Source organism: Streptomyces gottesmaniae (genome assembly GCF_031845845.1).
Classification (GTDB): Bacteria; Actinomycetota; Actinomycetes; order Streptomycetales; family Streptomycetaceae; genus Streptomyces; species Streptomyces akebiae.
This window is the reverse complement of sequence record NZ_JAVRFJ010000014.1, coordinates 105,985-127,176: the sequence shown is the minus strand read 5'-3', so window position 1 is coordinate 127,176 and position 21,192 is coordinate 105,985. Positions and strand designations below refer to the sequence as shown.

Below are 21,192 nucleotides of genomic sequence, written 5' to 3'. Positions count from 1 at the left end.
CCTGGTCGGCGCCGCGCACCCGCTGTAGAACTTCCCCCAGGGCCCGCAGCGGGCCCGAACGGGCAGCAGCACGGCGAGGCGAGGGAGAGCGGGTGTCGGCCATGAGCGCGGAGGAAAGGCAGCGCGAGATCGTCCGGGCCGCCCGCCGCACGGGCGCGGTCGACGTCGCCGAACTCGCCGTCGAACTGGGCGTCGCCAAGGAGACCGTACGGCGTGATCTGCGCGCCCTGGAGGACCACGGACTGGTCCGCCGCACACACGGCGGGGCGTATCCCGTGGAGAGCGCCGGCTTCGAGACGACGCTCGCCTTCCGCGCCACCAGCCACGTGCCCGAGAAACGCCGGATCGCCGCCGCGGCGGCCGAGCTGCTGGGCGACGCGGAGACGGTCTTCGTCGACGAGGGCTTCACCCCACAGCTCATCGCCGAGGCACTGCCCCGGGACCGGCCGCTGACCGTGGTCACCGCCTCGCTCGCCACGGCGGGCACCCTCGCCGAGGCCGGCAACACCACCGTGCTGCTGCTCGGCGGCCGGGTGCGCCCCGGCACCCTCGCCACGGTCGACCACTGGACGACGAGGATGCTGGCCGGCTTCGTCATCGACCTGGCATACATCGGCGCCAACGGCATCACGCGCGACCACGGCCTCACCACCCCCGACCCGGCCGTCAGCGAGGTCAAGGCCCAGGCGATCCGCGCCTCCCGGCGCACGGTCTTCGCGGGCGTCCACACCAAGTTCGGCGCGGTCAGCTTCTGCCGGTTCGCCGAGGTGGGCGACCTGGACGCGATCGTCACCAGCACCCTGCTGCCGACGTCGGAGGCCCACCGTTACTCACTGCTGGGCGCCCAGGTCATCCGCGTCTGAGGACCACCGGCCCACTCCCCACCCCTCCCCCGCCGCGAAGAACCCCCGTCCCGAAACCCTCACCCCGAGGGATCACACGAACCCCACAACCCACGAACCCCCTCATGCACATCCCGCGCCGCGAAGAACCCCTTTTCTCCCCATACGTCCAGGAGCGATCCATGCGAATCCCGAGCCGACGGAGGCCGCGCGCACTCGCCGCGGTCGCCGCAGGGACGCTGCTCGCCCCGCTTCTCTCCGGCTGCTGGACCGGGGCGGGCGGGGCGGGATCCGGCGGCGACGCCATCAATGTGCTGATGGTCAACAACCCCCAGATGCAGGAACTGCAGAAGCTCACGGCCGCGCACTTCACCAAGCGGACCGGCATCGAGGTGAACTTCACCGTGCTGCCGGAGAACGACGTCCGCGACAAGATCAGCCAGGACTTCGCCAACCAGGCGGGCCAGTACGACGTGGCCACGCTCAGCAACTACGAGATACCCATCTACGCCCGCAACGGCTGGCTCGAGGAACTGGACCCCTACGTCGCGAAGGACCCGGCCTTCGACCAGCAGGACATCCTGAAGCCGATGCGCCAGTCCCTGACCGGCGACGACGGCAAGCTCTACGGGCAGCCGTTCTACGGCGAGTCGTCCTTCCTGATGTACCGCAAGGACGTCTTCGCCGAGCGGGGCCTCACCATGCCCGAACACCCCACCTGGCGGCAGGTCGCCGACCTCGCCGCGAAGGCCGACGGGGCCGAGGACGGCATGAAGGGCATCTGTCTGCGCGGCCTGCCCGGCTGGGGCGAGGTCATGGCGCCCCTCACCACCGTCGTCAACACCTTCGGCGGCACCTGGTTCGACAAGGACTGGAAGGCCCGGCTCGACTCCCCCGAGTTCGAGCGCGCGACCAGGTTCTACGTGGATCTCGTGCGCGAGCACGGCGAGTCCGGCGCCGCCCAGGCCGGCTTCGCCGAGTGCCTCAACAACATGACCCAGGGCAAGGTCGCCATGTGGTACGACGCCACGTCCGCGGCCGGTTCCCTGGAGGCGGCCGACTCCCCGGTGAAGGGCAAGGTCGGCTACGTACCGGCGCCGGTCGAGAAGACCGAGTCCTCCGGCTGGCTCTACACCTGGGCCTGGGGCATCCAGCAGGCCTCCCGGAACCCGGACAAGGCCTGGAAGTTCGTCTCCTGGGCGTCGAGCAAGGAGTACGAGGAACTGGTCGGCGACGAGATCGGCTGGTCGAACGTGCCCGCCGGCAAGCGGGAGTCGACGTACGCGAACCCGGACTACCGCGAGGAGGCCGCCGCCTTCCAGGAGATGACCCGCGAGGCCATCGAGGGAGCCCGGCCCACCGACCCCGGGGTGCAGCCGCGCCCCGCGCCCGGCATCCAGTTCGTCGGCATCCCCGAGTTCACCGACCTCGGCACCAAGGTCTCCCTGGAGATCAGCGCGGCCATCGCCGGACGCCAGTCCGTCGCGTCGGCCCTGAGGACGTCGCAGGAGCTCGCCGAGCAGATCTCCGAGGAGTACGAGGGACGATGACCGCGACCACGACAGCGCCGATGGCGGCGAACCCCGTACGCACCCGGGGCACACCGAACGCCCGGCTGCGCGCCTGGGCGACCCGCGCCCCGCTCCTGCCCGCCCTGATCTTCATGATCGTCGTGACCCAGCTCCCGTTCGTGGCCACGCTGGTGATCTCCTTCTTCGACTGGAACTCCCTCTACCCGGACGCCCGCGCCTTCACCGGCCTCGCCAACTACGGCGAGGTCCTCACCGACCCCGACCTGCGCCGCTCGGTGTGGACGACGATCCTGCTCACCGTCGCCGTGGTCCTCGCCAGCCTCGTCCTCGGTCTGGCCCTCGCCCTGCTGCTCGACCGGAGGTTCCGGGGCCGGGGCATCGTCCGCACCCTCCTCATCGCCCCCTTCCTGGTGGTCCCGGTGGCGGCGGCCCTCCTCTGGAAGCATGTGCTCTACAACCCCGAATACGGCCTGTTCAACGGGTTGTTGCACTATGTCGGCGGCCCCCAGCCGGACTGGATCTCGGACACCCCGCTGCTCGCGGTCGAGGCCTCCCTGGTGTGGCAGTGGACGCCGTTCATGATGCTGATCCTGCTGGCGGGACTGCAGTCCCGGGACCACCAGCAGATCGAGGCGGCCCGGGTCGACGGCGCGAGCGACTGGCAGATCTTCCGCCATCTGACGCTCCCGCACCTGCGCCGTTACCTCGAACTGGGCGCGCTGCTGGGCTCGATCTACATCGTGCAGAACTTCGACGCGGTCTTCACGATCACCTCCGGCGGCCTGGGCACCGCGAACCTGCCGTACACCGTCTACCAGACCTTCTACCAGGCACACGAGAACGGCCTCGCCTCGGCCGCGGGCGTCCTGGTCGTCATCGGCTCGATCATCATCGCGACGTTCGCCCTGCGCGTGGTGTCGTCGCTGTTCCGCGAGGAGGTGTCGCGCGGATGAGCGACACGACGACAGACATGTACCGCACGAGGACGGGGGCGCGCGGCACGACCGCGGACACACGCCCGGCGCGTTCCCGCCGGGCCCGGGGCGCCGGCCTCGGCGTGGCCGCCTGGCTGCTCGGCCTCCTCTTCTTCCTCCCCATCGCCTGGATGGTCCTGACCTCGCTGCACTCGGAGCCGGACGCGGCGACCAACCCCCCGTCCTGGGCGGCCTCCCTGACCCTCGACGGCTACCGGGAGTTCTTCGGCGTGGGCGGCGGGGCCAGCCCCTGGCCGGCCCTGATCAACTCGACGGTGGCGTCCCTGGCGTCGACGCTGCTGGTCCTCCTCCTCGCCTTCCCGGCGGCGTACGCGCTGTCGATCCGGCCGGTGAAGAAGTGGACCGACGTCCTGTTCTTCTTCCTCTCCACGAAGATGCTGCCGGTGGTGGCGGGCCTGCTCCCCCTGTACCTCTTCGCGAAGAACACGGGCCTGCTGGACAACATCTGGCTCCTCGTCCTGCTCTACACCTCCATGAACCTGCCGATCGCCGTCTGGATGATGCAGTCCTTCCTGGCGGAGGTCCCGGTGGCGGTGATCGAGGCCGCGCAGTTGGACGGCGCCCGGCTTCCCACGGTGCTGGCCCGGGTGGTGGCGCCGATAGCGGCCCCCGGCATCGCCGCGACCGCTCTGATCTGCTTCATCTTCAGCTGGAACGAACTGCTGTTCGCGAGGGTGCTGACCGGTGTCGTCGCCGAGACCGCCCCCGTCTTCCTGACCGGCTTCATCACCAGCCAGGGCCTGTTCCTGGCCAAGGTGTGCGCCGCGTCGCTCGTCATCTCCCTGCCGGTGCTCGCCGCGGGGTTCGCCGCCCAGGACAAGCTCGTCCAGGGCCTCTCCCTGGGAGCCGTCAAATGAAGGCCGCCGTCATCGAGTCCGTGGGCAAGGCCGTCGTCGCCGAGGTCCCGGACCCGACACCGGGCCCCCGCGAGGTCGTCGTCGAGGTCGCCGCGTGCGGTCTGTGCGGCACCGATCTGCACATCCTCCAGGGCGAGTTCGCCCCGAAGCTGCCGATCGTGCCGGGGCACGAGTTCGCGGGCGAGGTGGTGGGCGTGGGCGGCGGGGTCACGGAGCTCTCCGTGGGCGACCGGGTGGCCGTCGACCCGTCCCTGTACTGCCACGAGTGCCGCTACTGCCGCACCGGCCACAACAACCTCTGCGAGCGGTGGGCCGCGATCGGGGTCACCACGGCGGGAGGCGCGGCGCAGTACGCGGTGGCGCCGGTGGCGAACTGCGTCCGGCTCCCGGAGCACGTCCGTACGCAGGACGCGGCACTCGTGGAGCCGCTGTCCTGCGCGGTACGGGGCTACGACGTCCTGCGCACCCGCCTCGGCGCCCACGTCCTCATCTACGGCTCGGGCACGATGGGCCTGATGATGCTGGAGCTCGCGAAGCGGACGGGCGCGGCGAGCGTGGACGTGGTCGACGTGAACCCCTCCCGCCTGGAGACCGCCCGCCGGCTGGGCGTCTCGGCGTCCGCCGCCGGCCCCGACGAACTGGACCGGCCGCAGGGCTGGGACGTGGTGATCGACGCGACGGGCAACGCCGCCGCCATCCAGGACGGCCTGGACCGGGTGGCCAAGGCCGGCACCTTCCTGCAGTTCGGAGTGGCCGACTACGCGACACGGGTCACGATCGACCCCTACCGCATCTACAACCAGGAGATCACCATCACGGGCTCCATGGCCGTCCTGCACAGCTTCGAACGCGCGGCGGAACTCTTCGCGGGCGGTGTCCTGGACCCGGACGTCTTCATCAGCGACCGTCTCCCTCTGGACGAGTACCCGCAGGCCCTGGACCAGTTCGCCTCGGGCATCGGCCGCAAGATCGTGGTGATCCCCTGAGGGCACCCCGCCCGGCGCGGGTCCGGCGGTGTCGCCCGCTCACTTCTCCACGAAGACGATGTCCTTGCACGGGCGGGTCATCTTCACCGTGTTGTCGGTGGTGACCTCGACGATGTGGTGCAGGCCCCGGTGGAGCCTGCCGGAGTCCGGGAGGCGGTACTCGTCCTGGGCTCCGGCCAGGAAGGCGCGGAAGCAGGCCAGGGAGGGTGCCGGGCCCGCGAAGTCCAGGTAGTCCTTCAGGCGGCGGAACAGCTTCGGCAGGATCACCGCACCGGTCTTGTCGTCCGTCAGGGAAGCCATTCCCAGGACCTTCACGCCGTCGAGAGTCCTGTCGACCTTCCACACACCGATCTCGGACGCTATCGCCTTCTCCGCGGCTTCGGCGAGCAGTTCGCGCAGGGGGAAGGGCAGGCCCGAGTAGAAGGTCGGGTAGGCCAGACCGAGCAGGAGCAGGCGGTGGTTGGCGGTGCGCTTCAGCAGGTCCTCGTCGACGCCCGTCCAGTAGCCGCTGTGGACGGGCGGTGTGCCCTTGCCGACGAAGCCCACGCAGCGGCCGTAGGTGTCGGCGCCCCGGGTGAGGATCCAGCCGGGCACGCTGTCCGGCACGGTGGCGACGGTCTCGTCGTCGTCCCGGAGAACGGTCTTGAAGTCGAGGAACTTCAGCAGTTGGTCGGCGGCCGCGTGAGCGAGACCCCTTGGCTGGTGCTCCACGTGCGGCTCCTCGCCGTAGTGGGTCTCCAGGGCGTCGATCCCTTCGAGCCGGATACTCGCGCGCCCGTCGGCCTTGGGCACGATCGGTGTGTCGCCGGGGACCAGCCTCCAGTCATCCACGTCGTCCGGGATGAAGGGGAGCGTGTCCCCGTCCGGCTTGGCACCCCCCTCGACCTTGAACCTTCCTCTGATCAGCAGCATGGCCATGGCGGCACCTTTCCTCACGGACGTCACTGTGGGTATGCATCCCACGGACAGCGCACACGCGGACGCATGTCCCAAGCTAGGACAAAAGACGCCAACCGGCCCTTTCGGGAGGACTGAGCATGGAAAGGGGGCCTGGCCGGTGGGACCGTGCCGCCCTCCGCGGAGCCCTCGCCGCACCACCCCCACCCACCCCACCCACACGGCCCCAACCTGGACGGTAAGGGAACGGTAAAGCGGCTTGAATCGTTCTCCCGGCATGACCGCTATGACCCCCGGCTCGAACATCCCGCTGCCCGTCACCCGCGTCGCGGTGGACGTCGCCGCGCCCGTGCGGCTCGACGTCTCGGGCCTGCTGCTCACCGCCGACGGCAAGGTCCGCTCGGACGACGACTTCATCTTCTACAACCAGCCGAGCGGCCCGGGCGTGACGTACCGCTCCGGCGGCGGCACGACCCCCGACTCGATCACGGTGGACACCACGGCCGTCCCCCCGGGCATCGAGAAGATCATCGTCACGGCCAGCCCCGACGCGGCCGGCCAGACCTTCCAGGGCGTCGAACCGACGGCCACGATCCGCGACGCGGCGAACGGCTCGGTGATCGCCACGTTCACCCCGCCGCAGCTGGGCACGGAGACGGCCCTGGTGATCGTGGAGGTCTATCTGCGCAACGGTGCCTGGAAGGCCCGCGCGGTGGGCCAGGGGTACGCGAACGGCCTCGCGGGCATCGCGACGGACTTCGGCGTCACCGTGGAGGAGCCCGCCCCGGCTCCGGCACAGCCCGTCGCCCCGCCCGCCCCCGCCATGCAGCCCCCGGCGGCCCCGGCCGCCCCGCCCGTCGACCCCCGCGTCGCCGCCACACCTCCGCCGCCCGCGGCCCCGCCCGCCCCGCCCGCGCCCGGCGCCGGCAAGATCAACCTGGACAAGGGCCGCGTCAGCCTCCAGAAGAATCAGACGGTCTCCCTGGTCAAGGGCGGCCGCCCGCTGCTCTCCCAGGTCAAGATGGGCCTCGGCTGGGAGCCGGCGTTCCGGGGCAAGGACATCGACCTGGACGCGTCGGTCATCGCGTACGGCCCCCAGCGCAACCACATCGACAGTTGCTACTTCGGCAAGCTCTCCATCGTCAACGGCGCGATCAAGCACTCCGGCGACAACCTCACGGGGGAGGGCGGCGGGGACGACGAGGTGATCGTGGTCGACCTCGGCCGGCTTCCCCAGGACGTCACCGGCCTGGTCTTCACCGTCAACTCCTTCTCCGGCCAGAAGTTCACCGAGGTCGCCAAGGCCTACTGCCGCCTCCTCGACGCCGCGACCGGCGAGGAACTGGTCCGCTTCGACCTCACCAACGCCGAGGCCCAGACCGGCGTGATGATGGCCAAGCTGATCAAGCAGTTCTCCGGCGAGTGGGAGATGACCGCGATGGGCGACTTCGTGAAGTCCCGCACGGTCAGGGGCATGGTGAAACCGGCGGCCCAGGCCCTCTGAGGGCCCGCGTACGACACTGGGCGCCCCCGCACACGGAGGGCGCCCGGTGGACGGAGAGGCGGTGGGGCCGCTCCCCCGCTCCCTACTGGATCACGCCGCTGTACGCGTTCAGCGCGGGCTGCCCGCCGAGGTGCGCGTAGAGCACGGTGGACTCCGGCCCGATCTCGCCGCGCTCGATCAGATCGATCATCCCGGCCATGGACTTGCCCTCGTAGACGGGGTCGGTGACCATGCCCTCGGTGCGCGCCGCGAGCTGCATGGCGACGAGGGTGGCGTCGTCCGGGACGCCGTAGATCCCGGCGTGGTACCGGTCGTCCAGCTCCACGTCGGCGAGGGTCAACTCCCGCTTGAGACCGATGAGTTGTCCGGTGTCGTGGGCGATCCGGGCGACCTGCTCACGGGTGGTCTCCGGCTTGGCCGAGGCATCGATGCCGATCACCCGGCGCGACCGTCCACCCGCCTCCTCCAGCGCGGCGAACCCGGCGACCATGCCGGCCTGGGTCGAGCCCGTCACCGAGCACACGATGACCGTGTCGAAGAAGACGCCCAACTCCCTCTCCTGCTCGGCCACTTCGTACGCCCAGCCGGCGAAGCCCAGGCCGCCGAGAGGATGGTCGGAGGCGCCGGCCGGAATGGCGTACGGCTTGCCGCCGCTCTCCTCGACCTCCCTGAGCGCCAGTTCCCAGCTCTCCTTGAAGCCGATGCCGAAGCCGGCCCGGACGAGCCGTACGTCTGCGCCGGCCAGCCGGCTGATCAGGATGTTGCCGACCTTGTCGTACACGGAGTCCGGCCAGTCGACCCAGCTCTCCTGCACCAGCACGCACTTGAGCCCGGTGCGGGCGGCCACGGCGGCGACCTGGCGGGTGTGGTTGGACTGCACGCCGCCGATGGAGACCAGGGTGTCGCAGCCCTGCGCGATCGCGTCGGCGACCAGGTACTCCAGCTTGCGGGTCTTGTTGCCGCCGTACGCGATACCGGAGTTGCAGTCCTCCCGCTTGGCCCAGACCGAGGCCCCGCCCAGATGGGCGGTCAGCCGCTCCAGCGGGTGCACCGGTGAGGGCCCGAAGAGGAGCGGATAGCGCTCGAAGGAAGAAAGGGACACGGGTCCTCCCGGAGTGGGTGGGGCGGGGCGGTACGTGGCGTGGTGGGGCGGGGCGGGGCGAGGTCGTGGGGGCGTCGGGTCAGCGGTCCGCTTCGAGCACGGGCGGGGCGACGGGGAGCCGGTTCGGCCGCTCGCCCAGCTCGTCGACCGCTTCGCCGACCGGTCCGTCGGCAAGCTCGTCAACCGGTCCGTCGGCAGGCTCGTCAGCCGGCTCGTCGACGAGCGCGGCCAGGCCGTGCCAGATCTCCCCCGTCACGCGGACCGCCTCGTCCGTTTCGCCGGCCGCGCAGGCCTCGATCAACTGGTCGTGCAGGCCGGCCGAGCGGCAGTTGCCGCCCTCGCCGAAGCGCCGGCGCTCCAGTCGGCGGATGAGCGGGGTGTAGCGGGCGATGGTGGCGGCGGCCGCGCGGTTGCCGCTGACCCGGACGAGGACGTCGTGGAGTTCGTCGTCGGCGACGAGGGCGGCGTCCACGTCACCGGTGCGGACGGCCGCCGCGAACCGCTCGTTGGCCGAGCGCATCGTCTCGACGTCCGCCGCGAACAGCCGGGGCACGGCGATCCGGGTGGCCAGTTCGTGCATGGCGCCGACCACGGCCGCCGCGTCCCGCACATCGGCGGCCACGACAGCCGTGACCCGTGTGTAGCTCTGCGGCTTGGTCTCCAGCAGCCCCTCGTCGACCAGCCGGGAGAACGCCTCCCGCACCGGCGCCCGCGACAGCCCCAGCAACTCCGCGAGCTCGGCGTCGCGCACCACCGCACCGGGCTCGATCTCCCCGGCCACGATGGCGTCCCGGATGGCTTGGTAGGCACGGTCCCTGAGAAGGGTGCGCCCGACCGGTCGTATGGCCTCCATGAACTGAAATGTTAGATGTCAGTGTGAAGTTCAGACAAGGGGTCGCCGGCTTTGGAGCAGCTCCAGAAGCCGGGCGGCACGGATGTGACTCGTGTTAACGTCGGGTTAATCACCCGTGTTTGGTGCGCAGAGCCTGGCAGGCTCATCTTGATCTCAGACATGGGGACCTCCACCGAGACACCCAGGTAGGTCTCCATGCTCGAACTTCACGTCACGGCATCAGAGAATGTCGCTTACTTCGTCCTCCTGCTGGCAGCGGTTGCAGGAGGCAGCCGCAAGAAGCTGCGGAGGGCGCTCCAGAAGTGGATCTCCGGCGGTAAGTAGCGTGGAGCTGCACGAAGGATGTCGTTCTATGGCTGGTGCGCGGCCATTCCGCGCACCAGCCGTTACCTGGCACCTGCCACAAGGCCGTTAACCACGAACAAGCCGGAGGGGGATGTCAGTACGCCATAAACGCTTTTGACACCGATCGACTCAACAGCCTTCACTCTGTCCAAGGCCACAGCCGCGTCGTAGCCATGCATATCGCTGCACGCCGGGGCTACGTGGCCGACCACCTGAGCCAGTCGCTCCAACTTGCGAGCTTTGTATCCTATACGAAGCTCCAGAAGACCGGCGAGACGGACCAGTGCGGTCGCTCGCGAGACTTCGACGATGCAGATCGGGCGACGGCTCTCAATCCGATAGCCATTGATGGAATGCTTCTCGCTCCGCCGCCGTTTGACGACAGTGAACCGACTGGCAACGCCGAGACGCAACAGGGCATCGGAAACCTGGGCCGCCAACACTGGCGATACTGTGGTGTACTCGACGCAACCATGCGCCGTACCTCGCGGATTGGTTCTCTCCCGCACACAGCCATCGGTGTCGATGAGCCCTGCAAGACACCCGAGCCAGAAATCACGGCTGAATGCATTAGAGGGCAAGGACTTCCGGTCGCACCGCTGGCCCCACACGCCGTAGCGACGAAGGCATTCAGTAATGGGGTTCCGGTACCCTGACCGGAACGGGAATCGCATGCGCACGATCGAACCATTCGGGGTTTCACGCACACCGCATCCATGCTCAGAGGCAAAGTCCCGCATGAACGCTGCAGCTCCGTCATGCGGGTCACCATGGAACTCGGGAGTACACGACGTCATTCCACCATCGCCGAGCATCGCTCCGACGAAATACCCTTCGCGAGCATCTCCCTCGTTTCCGAAGTGAGCAGCAGCCAATGGAAACGGTACCCGGTCACCTGCAGCCAGAGTGTCACTCCGCTTCCATTCCCATGCCTGACGTCCTCTTCGCCGCTGTGTCACCCATGGCTGATCACTACTCACTTCGATGGTGCGACCAGATACGAATCTGATGCTGTACGCCTCGCGCAGAACGCTACCGGACCAAATACTCGGCAAGACTCCGGTAAGTTCGCCGACCGAATGGTCACGTGGCCCTTGATTGGCTCCGTACCGAACCGGTCTGGTGTCCCACTCCTTGTTGTACGACAGCACAGGAAGGCGTTTCGCGACCACTTCCTCGATCGGTCTTGCAGAACCATCTGGAAGCCACACGCGAGAACCTTCGACAATGCCGCCCCGCAGTTCCTTGTCCATGATCCTCTCCATCACGAACGGCCATCAGTACGATGTCCAAACGCTATGTCGAGACGGAGAGGTGCTCAGGGTCTTCGATCAGAGCCACTCGATCGGGGGACCCGAAGCAGTTACCGCTTCTGCCGCTTCCACGGCCCGGTGATCGCGAGCAGAATGCCCGGCGTCTGGATGTTGGCGTACAGGGTCTTTCCATCGGGCGAGAAAGTGACGCCGGCGAACTCGCTGTACTCCGGCTCCTCTTCGGTGCCGATGTTCAGGTCGTTGCGGGCGATCGGGTAGGTACGACCGCTGTCGGTGGCGCCGAACAGGTGTTGGACGCCTTCGCCGTCCTCGGCGAGGATGATGCCGCCGTACGGGGAGACCGTGATGTTGTCCGGGCCGTCGAGGGCGCCGTCGGCGGACGGGTCCGGGTTGACGCCGAGGAGGACCTTCAGGGTGAGGGTGCGGCGCTTGGGGTCGTAGAACCAGACCTGGCCGTCGTGCGCGGCACCGGGGCTCTCGGCCCGGGCGTACGAGGAGACGATGTACGCGCCGCCGTCGCCCCACCACATGCCCTCCAGCTTGCGGGCGCGGGTGATCTCGGTGTCGGTGAACTGCTTGCGCACCGCGACGGTCCTGGCGTCGCGGTCGGGGACGTCGATCCAGTCGACCCCGTAGACCGTGCCGATCCGGGTGGCGCGGGACAGGTCGTCGACGAACCGGCCACCGGAGTCGTAGCACCGCGGGGCCTGGAGGACGCCCGCGTCGTCGGCGAGGGTACGGAACTTCCCCGGGCCGTAGGTGAATCCCTTGGGCGGGGTCCAGCGGAAGAAGAGGCCGTTGGGGGCCGCGGCATCCTCGGTGAGGTAGGCGTGGCCGCGCCTGGGGTCGATGACGACGGCCTCGTGGTCGTAGCGGCCGAAGAACTTCAGCGGCTTCGGGGCGCGGTTGGCGCGGCGGTCGCAGGGGTCGACCTCGAAGACGTAGCCGTGGTCCTTGGTCATGCCGTTGACGCCGGCGCGGTCGGAGTTCTCCTCGCAGGTGAGCCAGGTGTTCCACGGGGTGCTGCCGCCCGCGCAGTTGGTGGAGGTGCCCGCGATGCCGACCCACTCGGCGACCCGTCCGTCGGGCCGTACCTCGACCACCGTGCAGCCGCCGGCCGCCGCCGGGTCGTAGACGAGCCCCTCGGTGAGCGGCACCGGGAACTCCCAGTTGGCCCGGGGGCCCTTCAGTTCGTGGTTGTTGACGAGGAGGGTGGTGCCGCGGGGGCCGGGGAAGGCGGCGGTGCCGTCGTGCTTGCCCGGGGTGAACTCGCCCGACTCCAGCCTGGTCCTGCCGCTGTGGGTGATGATCCGGTAGGTGAAGCCCGCGGGCAGGGCGAGGATGCCGTCGGGGTCCGGCACGAGAGGTCCGTAGCCGACGCCACCGTGGCGGTCCGCCCCGCCTTCGGTGCCGTCCGCTGTCGCGCCGCCGTCCGTCCTGGAGTCCGCCGCGTCCGTGTCCGTCGACGCGAGGGCGTTCGGTGCGGTGGCGAGTGCGCCCACGCTACCGGCCAAAGCGACACCGGTTCCGGTGGCCGCGGATCGTCTGGCGAAATCCCTGCGGGTGAGCGACATGCTGTCTCCTGCGTGGCGTGGGCTGACCGTGGGGGGCGGACCCTGGGTGTCGCGCCACACGGTCGCGCCCCTGCCTGAACACCGGTTGAACGCCCCATGGCTCGGGGGTGCCTGTGCGGAGGCGGGTGCGCCCAGGGGGCGGGGGTGCCTTTCGTCGCCGGGTGCGGGTGCGTGGGGGCTGGTCGCGCAGTTCCCCGCGCCCCTGAGAAGCAGGGGCTGCGCCCCGTGCTTTTCAGGCCCGCAGGGCCTGTGCTTTCAGGGGCGCGGGGAACGGCGCGAGAAGCCCCACGCACCCGCACCCGCACCCGCACCCGCACCCGCACCCGCACCCGCACCCGCCAGACAACCGCAACCACCCGAGCCATCAGGCGCACTCAGACAAACATCACGCGCCCCGAACCATCAGACCCCCGGCCCCATCTGCGACCGCGCCTTGAACGCCGCCTTGCGAGCCTCCTTCGCCACCTTCTTGTCGGGGTGGATCCTCCCCATCGCCTCCAGCACATCCGGCGTAGCCGGATGATCCACCCGCCAGGCCGCCGCGAAGAACGACCCGTGCTGCGCGGCCAACCCCTCCACCAGCCCCCGCAGCTCCGCCGAGTTCCCCTCGGCGGCCAACTGCGCGGCGACCGTGTCGATGGTGAGCCAGAAGACCATCGCCTCGGACGGCGCGGGCACGTCGCCGGCACCGCGCTCGGTCAGCCACACACGGGCGAGCCCACCCAGCTCGGGGTCGTCCAGGACCTCCCGGAGGGCCGGTTCGGCGACGGCCCCCACGAGGGACAGCGCCTGCTGACAGCGCAGCCGCCGCAGCGGAGCACCCGGGTCGGAGCCGCGGGCGGCGGCCAGCAGTTCCCGTGCCGCGGCCAGCGCCTCACGACGGGCGAGCCACTGCTCGGTCTCGGCCTGGGCCGCCGCCGGAGGGAATCCCGCGGTGCCGTCGAGGAGCACGTCCGCGCCCTTGTCGACGAGGTCCCCCACGGCGGGCGCGTCCATGCCGGACTCCAAGAGCCGCGCCCGCACCCCGTACAGCCCCAGCGGGGTGAGCCGGACCATGCCGTACCGGGTGACGTCGGTGTCGTCGACGGCGGGCGCCCCCGGCCCCTCGGCGGCGGCCGCGGCCTCCTCCGCGTCCGTCATCAGCGCCTCGTCCACGGGCTGGTACTCCACCAGCCCGACCGGTTCCAGCACCCGGAACTGGTCGTCGAGCCGCATCATGGCGTCCGAGACCTGTTCCAGGACGTCGTTGGTGGGGTCGCCCATGTCGTCGGGGACGATCATCGACGCGGCGAGGGCGGGCAGCGGCACCGGCCCGTCGGGGCCGTCCTCGCTGACGGTGAGGAGGTAGAGGTTGCCGAGCACCCCGTCGAGGAACTCCGCCTCGGCCTCGGGGTCCCAGTCCAGCTGGGAGAGGTCGATCTCGCCGCCGGAGTCCATCGCCTCGACGAGGCCGTCGAGGTCGGGCACGCTCGCGTCGGCGAGGGTGGTCTGCAGGGCGTTGAGCCAGATGCCGAGCACGTCCTGTGGTCCGCCCGAGGTGAGGAGCGCGAGCTCGTCACCCACGGCGACCGTCCCGGCCTCCTCGTCCACGATCTCGACGAGCCCGGTGTCCACGGCCACCCGCCAGGCCTCGCTCGCCAGGGCCGCGGCGTCGCCGCCGTCCGTACCCGCGACGCCCTCGCCGCTTCCGGTTCCCTCGCCGGTGAGGCCGAGCGCCTCGGCGGCCGCGGGCAGCTGCTCCTCGACGAGTTCGCCCCCGGTGCCCACCCGCGTGTCCGGGCCGGCCCAGCGGGCGAGCCGCGCGGCGCGCGAGAGCAACGGCGTGGCGAGCGCCTCCCGCGCCAGCTCCGCTTCGGGGAGAAGCCGCACCGGCGGCAGTGGCGAGCTGTCTGACATCGGCGGGGATCTCCTCGGAACAAAGGGTGACGAACGGCGGCCGAGCGTTTCGGGGCCGCCGGGAGACGGCGCCCGTGAGCGATACGCGTACGAGTACGCAGCCGCTCAGCCTAGACGGATTTGGACCCATGCCGCCCGGTTCATGTACCTGCCAGGATCCAGGTGTGGCTGAAACCTTGACAACTGGCCTGAGCAGGCAGGAGATTGACGCGCGTAGAAACTCGCGGGTAGCTCTGGGCGGATTCCAGGGCCGCCCCCAGGGGCGACCGTCCGGGTCCACCGAACCCCGTCGGCGCCCGGCGGAGTTCTACGCGCGTCGCACCGCCCCACCGGTCGCAGGCCACCCCCGTCCACTCTCGTCCCGGCGCTCACGTACGTCCCCGGAGGGATCCCCTTGCCGAGCAAGAGAACCGCGCGCATCGGCGCGCTGACCGTCGCCACCATCTGCTCCACGGTGTCCGCCGTGGTCCTGACCTCGCCCGCCGAGGCGGACTCCATACGCATCCACGACATCCAGGGCACGACCCGGACGTCCCCGCTCGCCGGTCAGCAGGTGACCGGGGTGGAGGGGATCGTCACAGGCGTCCGCACCTATGGTTCGCGCGGTTTCTGGATCCAGGACACCCGGGCGGACTCCAACCGGGCCACGAGCGAGGGCGTCTTCGTCTTCACCAGCTCCCGGCCGACCGTTTCCGTGGGTGACGCGGTGACGGTCGCGGGTACGGTCTCCGAGTTCGTACCGGGCGGCACTTCGTCCGGAAACCAGTCCGTGACGCAGATCACCCGTCCGACGATCACGGTGGTCTCCACGGGCAACCCGGTGCCGGCCGCGACCGTCGTCGACGCCGCATCGGTGCCGAGCCGGTACGCCCCGACCGGTGACACCGCCGCCGGCGGCTCGGTCAACGGCCTCGCGCTCGACCCGGCCAAGTACGCCCTGGACTTCTACGAGTCCGTCGAGGGCATGAACGTCCGGGTCGCCGACGCCCGTGTGGTGGGCGCCACCGACCCGTTCACCGAGCTGTGGGTCACCGTGAAGCCCCGGGAGAACGCCAACCGCCGCGGCGGCACGGTGTACGGCTCCTACACCTCGCAGAACACCGGCCGGCTGCAGATCCAGTCGCTCGGCGCGGTCGCCGACTTCCCGAAGGCGAACGTCGGCGACGTCCTGAAGGGCACGACGGCGGGCCCGCTGGACTACAACCAGTTCGGCGGTTACACCCTCGTCGCCAACCAGCTCGGCACCCTGGAGCAGGGCGGTCTGGAGCGCGAGACGACCCGCAAGCAGAAGCGCGGCGAGCTCGCGGTGGCGACGTACAACGTCGAGAACCTGGACCCCTCGGACGCCACCTTCGCGGACCACGCGGCGGCGATCGTGCACAACCTGCAGTCGCCCGACATCGTGACCCTGGAGGAGATCCAGGACAACAACGGTGCCACCAACGACGGTACGGTCGCCGCCGACCAGACGGTGAAGAAGCTGGTCGAGGCGATCGCGGCGGCCGGCGGCCCCACCTACGACTGGCGGTCCATCGATCCGGTGAACCTCGCGGACGGCGGCGAGCCGGGCGGCAACATCCGCCAGGTCTTCCTGTTCAACCCCGAGCGGGTCTCCTTCACCGACCGCGCGGGCGGCGACGCCACGACCGCCGTCGGGGTGACGAAGGCGTACGGCAAGGCACGGCTGACGGTCTCCCCGGGTCGCATCGATCCGGCGAACGCCGCCTGGGCGAACAGCCGCAAGCCGCTCGTCGGTGAGTTCTCCTTCCGCGGCAAGTCCGTCTTCGTGATCGCGAACCACTTCGCGTCCAAGGGCGGCGACCAGTCGCTGCACTCGGAGTTCCAGCCGCCGAAGCGGAGTTCGGAGACCCAGCGCCACCTCCAGGCGACCGCCGTGAACACCTTCGTCAAGGAGATCCTGGCGAAGGAGAAGAACGCGGACGTCATCACCCTCGGCGACATCAACGACTTCGAGTTCTCCGAGACCACCGAGCTGCTGGAGGACGGCGGCGCCCTGTGGTCGGCGGTGAAGTCGCTGCCGAGGAGCGAGCGTTACTCGTACGTCTTCCAGGGCAACACGCAGGTCCTCGACCAGATCCTGATCAGCCCGTCGATCCGCCGCTCGTGCGAGTTCACCTACGACAGCGTGCACACCAACGCGGAGTTCAACGACCAGATCAGCGACCACGACCCGCAGGTGCTGCGCTTCGAGCCGTAGCGGGCGCGGCTGCCGCGTCAGGCGCGACAGCCGTCCGCCGTGGTCCTCGCAGTGCTTCTCAGGGCTGGCTGAACACACCGTTCAGCCAGCCCTTCCACGCGGTCTCGTCGGCCTCCGAGTCGGCGCCCGGCGCGAAGTCGTGGACGCTCATGCCGACGCGGTGGCCCCAGTGGTTGCGGCCGAAGAAGCGGATGAGGGCGTCGTCGGTGCGCAGACCGATGAAGTAGGGGTCGCGATAGTCGACGACGGCCTCGAAGCGCTGCCCGCCGGGCCCCTCGACCTGGACACGGGCGTCCACGGAGGTGTCGTCCGTGAGGCCGAGCGCCCGTTCCACGACGGTGAGCGCGTCGGCGCCGCCGGACGCCTCGGGGCCGTCGAAGGTGGCGAACGCGGTGATCTTCCGGCCCGCGAAGCGCGTCAGGTACTGGCGCAGGGTGTGCAGGTAGAAGCCGGTGTGCTTGGTGGCGCCGTCGTACTGGTTGTCCCAGTCGTCGACGAAGACGCCGCTGTGCACGTACCGCACCCAGGCGCGCCGGCCGTCGTCGCGCGGTTCGACCGTGTAGTCGAGCTGGTTGAGGGTCTGTTCGGAGATCCCCTCCACGTCCTCGACGCGGTTGGTGTAGCGGTGCGGCGGATCCCACACGGTGACCTCGGAGCCGAACGGCCCCTTGCCGCCGACCCGCGGCTCGGGTGCCTCCATCGGCCACAGCCACCCGCCGGTCCCGGCGGTGACGGCCTCCCACACCTCCTCGGGGGTGGCGTCGACCTCGAACTCACGGGCGATCTCGAATTCCTTGGGCATGACGTGCTCCTCAACGGGTCTTACCGGGCGGACGGTTCGGGCTGGACGGGAAGGGCGGACCGGTCGGGCTCGACGGCGGACTGCGGCTTGACCGTCGGGTGGACGGCCAGGACGATCCGGTGGCTCCGGCCACCCTGGGCGTCGGGCGCGTCGTACTTGCGGAGGAGCGCGCTCACCCCGGCTGTCAGCTCCTGGACGAAGGCGGCCCGGTCGGCGGCCGAGGCGAAGGTGACCTCGCCGTCGAGCGCGTAGGTCGCCAGGCGCTTGCGGGCCTTGGCCGCACCGGTGATCAGCGATCCGACGTCCCGGACGAGCCGGGCGCCGAGCGCCAGCATCCACCGCGCGGAGAGCTGGTCCCGGAAACGGTCCGGGTCCGGCTGTACGGCGGCGAGCGCGAGCGGTGAGATCACATACGACGCGGCCGTGGCCCGCATCAGCCGCTCGGTGACATTGCCTTTGCGGCGCTCCCCCGCCAGCTCGACCAGGCCGTGCCGTTCCAGCGCCTTGAGGTGGTAGTTCACCTTCTGGCGCGGCAGCCCGACCTTCCCGGCCAGCATGGCCGCCGACGCGGGCCCGGCCGCCAGTTCGGCGAGCAGCCGGGCGCGTATGGGGTCCAGCGAGACCGCCGCTGCCTCGGGGTCCTCGATCACGGTGACGTCCAACATGACTCCACCGTCTCACCGAACACTTTTTTTGTCCAGACGGTTGGAGTTTTCGGTGAGTCGACCCGGAGTCGCTCAGTCGGGGACGAGGCCGAGCGCGTACTCGTACCGCTTGACCGAGCCGGTCTCCAACAGGCCGGGCCAGGTCTGTACGCGCTGCCAGAGCGGAGACGGCGCGCCGACGCCTTCGCCGGGGGCGGCCATGGCGTCGATGTGGTGCCGGGCGGTCTCCCACTCGGCGTAGTTGAGGACGCGGGTGCCGTCGGTACCGAGATGGAAGTGGGCGGAGATGCCGCCGGGGTGCACGTGCGGCTCGGCGGCGAGCGCCTCCTCCACGGCGTCCACCCAGGCACGCTGCCGCGCCGGGTCCGGCCCGTCGAACTCGATGTCGACGATCACCACGCACCCCGGCACGCGCGCGGCACGGCCCTCGCCGTCGGTGAGGCTGCGGTACCGCCGATAGCGCTCGATCCCCACCCGCTCGATCCCGGGTACGGCGGTGTCGATGGCGTCGTTGCGCTCCTGCCGATGGGTCTTGACGAAGGCCTCGTACGCCTGCTCGTCGGCCCACTGCGAATGGTGCAGCAGACCGGAACCGTCCTCGGCGGTGTAGACGAAGTACCCCAACAGCCCTTTCGCCGGCCAGGGCCGCCGCTCCCAGGTGTCGGCGATGGCCTCGACGGTCCGGCGCTGCCGCTCGGGAGTGCCCACCTCCCAGGTGCTGAAGAGGGACGCCCCGACATCGGGACGGTCGAGGACGGGGTGGATGTTCGTACGCCGGGTCATGACGCTCCTGTGATCGGTGATCGGGGGATCGGTGCTCGCTGATGGCACTGATGGGCCTGATGGGCCTGATGGCACTGACCACCTTCCAACCTCAACCAAGATTCAGGTCAAGTCCGCGATTCGGGGCCCGGTTTCGGGAGACCCGCCGAGTCATGGACGAGAAGCGGCCGGAGGCCGAGCGGGTGGGGAAGGCGCCGGAATCCGGCGCGGAGGGCGGTCCCACCGGACTGCCGAGGCGCTCGTGGTGGGCGGTGGTACGGCGTACGGTCAAGGAGTTCCAGGACGACGAACTCTCCGACCGGGCGGCCGCGTTGACGTACTACGGCGTCCTGTCGCTCTTCCCCGCGCTGCTGGTGCTGGTGTCGATGCTGGGTGTCGTCGGACAGCGCGCGACCGAGAAGATCCTGGACAACATCGGCGATCTGGCCCCGGGCCCCGCGCGGGACATCCTGCGGGACGCGGTCGTCCAACTGGGGGACAGCGGCGGTACGGGCGGGGTGCTGGCGATCGTCGGCCTGCTGGCGGCGCTGTGGTCGGCGTCGGGATACGTGGCGGCGTTCATCCGGACGTCCAACGCGGTGTACGACCTGCCGGAGGGCCGCCCGGTGTGGAAGCTCACGCCGCTGCGGATCGTCCTGACCCTCGTCCTGATGCTGATGCTGGCGGCGAGCGCGCTGATCGTCGTCTTCACGGGTCCGCTGGCCGAACGCGCCGGCACGACGATCGGGCTCGGTGACGCGGCCATCGCGGCGTGGGACATCGCCAAGTGGCCGGTCCTGCTGGTGCTGGTGACGCTGATGATCGCGCTGCTGTACTGGGCCGCGCCCAACGTCCGTGGCCGGGGCTTTCGTTGGGTGAGCCCCGGTGGGGTCCTCGCCACGCTGATCTGGCTCGCCGCGTCCGCCGGCTTCGCCGTCTACGCGGCCAACTTCGGCTCGTACAACAAGACGTACGGCACCCTCGCCGGAGCCGTCATCTTCCTGGTCTGGCTCTGGCTCACCAACCTGGCGATCCTCCTGGGCCTCGAATTCGACGCGGAACTCTCCCGGGAACGCGCCATCGTCGAGGGCCGCTCCCCCACCGACGAGCCCTACGTGGAGCCGCGTGACACCCGCACCTGGCCGCCCCGCCTACGCGCCCTACGGGAGGCCCGCACCCGAGCCGCTGGCGCACCGGGTTCGCTGAGCAAGGAGTGAAGAATGAAGGGAACCGGTCACCACGCCCTCGGTTTCGACGGCGGGCCCGGTTTCCGGTCTCGACGGCGGGTGGCCCCGGCGGATGTCGGCGGCAGGCGCACGAGGCCCGCGCTCTGGCTCATGCGGGCGTCGCCCGCACCACCGCGAACGGAGTACGCCGGGCTCGACCACACTCGTCGATACCGGCGTCTGCGGCACACCCGGCCGGGGCCGCCGCCCCGCCTACGCGCCCTACGGGAGGCCCGCACCCGAGCCGCTGGCGCACCGGGTTCGCTGAGCAAGGAATGAAGAGTGAAGGGAACCGGTCACCACGCCCTCGCTTTCGACGGCGGGCCCCGTCCCAGCCGTCGGACTCAGTCACCTGGCCTGCCGGTCTGCAAGGAGAACGACGCGATCAGCCTCGACGTCGAACCCGAGCACCGGATGGCCGTACTCGCCCTCCGGGTCCATCAGCACCGGCTTGCCCAACCGCCGCCCCGACCTCCCGAAGGAAGCCGCACAACACATCAAGTCGATCCTGGCCCTGCAAATCCCGCAGGTCGACGTCGAAGTCGATTTCGTCGTCGGCATGGGACCTGAAGATCGCCAACACTTCGGCCGTCGGCCAGACCCGCAGGTCCGGGCACTCGGCATCCGCCGGGCGGGACAGCACGGCCTCCGCCCGGGGCACGGGAAGCACCATCTCTCCCTCGGAGTACCGGCACTTCCAGCCCTTCTCCGCGACAAGGTCGAGGACCGACTGCCAATCCTCCACCGAGGCGTCCGGGACACGCACGTCCGGCAACGACCCCATCAGGTCCAGGTCGAAGACGCACGTCACGTCATCCCACAGCAGGTCGGCCACCCCACCATGCTGCCCGGCCCGCCGACC

The 21,192-nt window shown here is 70.0% G+C and carries 16 protein-coding genes and 2 pseudogenes; 8 read left to right on the top strand and 10 right to left on the bottom strand.

The features are described from left to right. Nucleotides 1-92: 92 nt before the first annotated feature. The 5 genes from RM704_RS17920 (at nt 93) to RM704_RS17900 (ending at nt 5,212) form a co-directional block, all read left to right on the top strand. Nucleotides 93-863 (top strand): DeoR/GlpR family DNA-binding transcription regulator, encoded by a 771-nt coding sequence (locus RM704_RS17920; RefSeq protein WP_033525853.1) that lies wholly within the window; start codon nt 93-95, stop codon nt 861-863. A gap of 161 nt (nt 864-1,024) precedes the next feature. Further along, nucleotides 1,025-2,392, top strand: a complete 1,368-nt coding sequence (locus RM704_RS17915; protein WP_033525852.1) for an ABC transporter substrate-binding protein — start codon at nt 1,025-1,027, stop codon at nt 2,390-2,392. Next, complete coding sequence (locus tag RM704_RS17910; RefSeq protein WP_033525851.1) at nt 2,389-3,327, top strand: carbohydrate ABC transporter permease; 939 nt, start codon at nt 2,389-2,391, stop codon at nt 3,325-3,327. The genes RM704_RS17915 and RM704_RS17910 overlap by 4 nt, the downstream gene beginning before the upstream one ends. 17 nt (nt 3,328-3,344) lie before the next feature. Further along, the gene (locus tag RM704_RS17905; RefSeq protein WP_052145892.1) at nt 3,345-4,226 is read left to right on the top strand and encodes a carbohydrate ABC transporter permease; all 882 of its coding nucleotides are present in this window, start codon (nt 3,345-3,347) and stop codon (nt 4,224-4,226) included. Further along, nucleotides 4,223-5,212 carry a zinc-dependent alcohol dehydrogenase family protein gene (locus RM704_RS17900; protein WP_033525849.1) on the top strand — a complete coding sequence of 330 codons (990 nt, stop codon included), beginning with the start codon at nt 4,223-4,225 and terminating at the stop codon, nt 5,210-5,212. Before RM704_RS17905 ends, RM704_RS17900 begins: the two co-directional genes overlap by 4 nt. A 39-nt stretch (nt 5,213-5,251) precedes the next feature. Here the strand turns inward: RM704_RS17900 and RM704_RS17895 are convergent, their stop codons facing one another. Continuing rightward, entirely contained in the window at nt 5,252-6,130 is an 879-nt protein-coding gene (locus RM704_RS17895; protein ID WP_033525848.1) for a thermonuclease family protein, read from the bottom strand. A 265-nt stretch (nt 6,131-6,395) separates the two neighbouring features. Here RM704_RS17895 and RM704_RS17890 point away from each other — a divergent pair, with 265 nt between their 5' ends. Next, a complete protein-coding gene (locus tag RM704_RS17890) occupies nt 6,396-7,613 on the top strand; it encodes a TerD family protein (protein ID WP_311590837.1) in 1,218 nt (405 codons plus the stop codon). A gap of 82 nt (nt 7,614-7,695) precedes the next feature. Here the strand turns inward: RM704_RS17890 and RM704_RS17885 are convergent, their stop codons facing one another. From RM704_RS17885 to RM704_RS17865, 5 genes and pseudogenes are all read right to left on the bottom strand, one after another. Continuing rightward, entirely contained in the window at nt 7,696-8,715 is a 1,020-nt protein-coding gene (locus RM704_RS17885; protein ID WP_033527136.1) for a 1-aminocyclopropane-1-carboxylate deaminase, read from the bottom strand. A gap of 214 nt (nt 8,716-8,929) precedes the next feature. Continuing rightward, a pseudogene (locus tag RM704_RS17880) lies at nt 8,930-9,568 on the bottom strand (GntR family transcriptional regulator); the annotation flags it as partial. Between the two features lie 386 nt (nt 9,569-9,954). Next, on the bottom strand, nt 9,955-11,166 hold the full coding sequence (locus RM704_RS17875; protein WP_157856689.1) for an LAGLIDADG family homing endonuclease: 1,212 nt from the start codon (nt 11,164-11,166) through the stop codon (nt 9,955-9,957). 110 nt (nt 11,167-11,276) lie between these two features. Further along, nucleotides 11,277-12,761 carry an alkaline phosphatase PhoX gene (locus RM704_RS17870; protein ID WP_033527137.1) on the bottom strand — a complete coding sequence of 495 codons (1,485 nt, stop codon included), beginning with the start codon at nt 12,759-12,761 and terminating at the stop codon, nt 11,277-11,279. A 402-nt stretch (nt 12,762-13,163) separates the two neighbouring features. After that, nucleotides 13,164-14,657: a hypothetical protein gene (locus RM704_RS17865; RefSeq protein ID WP_033527138.1), complete on the bottom strand. Its 1,494-nt coding sequence runs from the start codon at nt 14,655-14,657 to the stop codon at nt 13,164-13,166. 394 nt (nt 14,658-15,051) lie between these two features. Here RM704_RS17865 and RM704_RS17860 point away from each other — a divergent pair, with 394 nt between their 5' ends. Then, nucleotides 15,052-16,875: a DUF8508 domain-containing protein gene (locus RM704_RS17860; protein WP_033527139.1), complete on the top strand. Its 1,824-nt coding sequence runs from the start codon at nt 15,052-15,054 to the stop codon at nt 16,873-16,875. Nucleotides 16,876-16,933: 58 nt separating this feature from the next. On the opposite strand, the gene RM704_RS17855 is transcribed toward RM704_RS17860, so the two are convergent. The 3 genes from RM704_RS17855 to RM704_RS17845 all read right to left on the bottom strand — a co-directional run bounded on the left by RM704_RS17855 (nt 16,934) and on the right by RM704_RS17845 (nt 19,125). Beyond that, nucleotides 16,934-17,677: an SRPBCC family protein gene (locus RM704_RS17855; RefSeq protein ID WP_033527140.1), complete on the bottom strand. Its 744-nt coding sequence runs from the start codon at nt 17,675-17,677 to the stop codon at nt 16,934-16,936. Between the two features lie 20 nt (nt 17,678-17,697). Then, nucleotides 17,698-18,342, bottom strand: coding sequence for an ArsR/SmtB family transcription factor (locus tag RM704_RS17850; protein WP_033527141.1), 645 nt, complete (start codon nt 18,340-18,342; stop codon nt 17,698-17,700). Between the two features lie 72 nt (nt 18,343-18,414). Beyond that, nucleotides 18,415-19,125, bottom strand: a complete 711-nt coding sequence (locus tag RM704_RS17845) for an antibiotic biosynthesis monooxygenase (RefSeq protein WP_033527142.1) — start codon at nt 19,123-19,125, stop codon at nt 18,415-18,417. Nucleotides 19,126-19,277: 152 nt separating this feature from the next. On the opposite strand from RM704_RS17845, the gene RM704_RS17840 reads away from it, so the two are divergent. Next, nucleotides 19,278-20,321: a YihY/virulence factor BrkB family protein gene (locus tag RM704_RS17840; RefSeq protein WP_033527143.1), complete on the top strand. Its 1,044-nt coding sequence runs from the start codon at nt 19,278-19,280 to the stop codon at nt 20,319-20,321. Nucleotides 20,322-20,678: 357 nt separating this feature from the next. Here the strand turns inward: RM704_RS17840 and RM704_RS17835 are convergent. Further along, nucleotides 20,679-21,165: pseudogene (locus RM704_RS17835) on the bottom strand (hypothetical protein). Nucleotides 21,166-21,192: the final 27 nt, after the last annotated feature.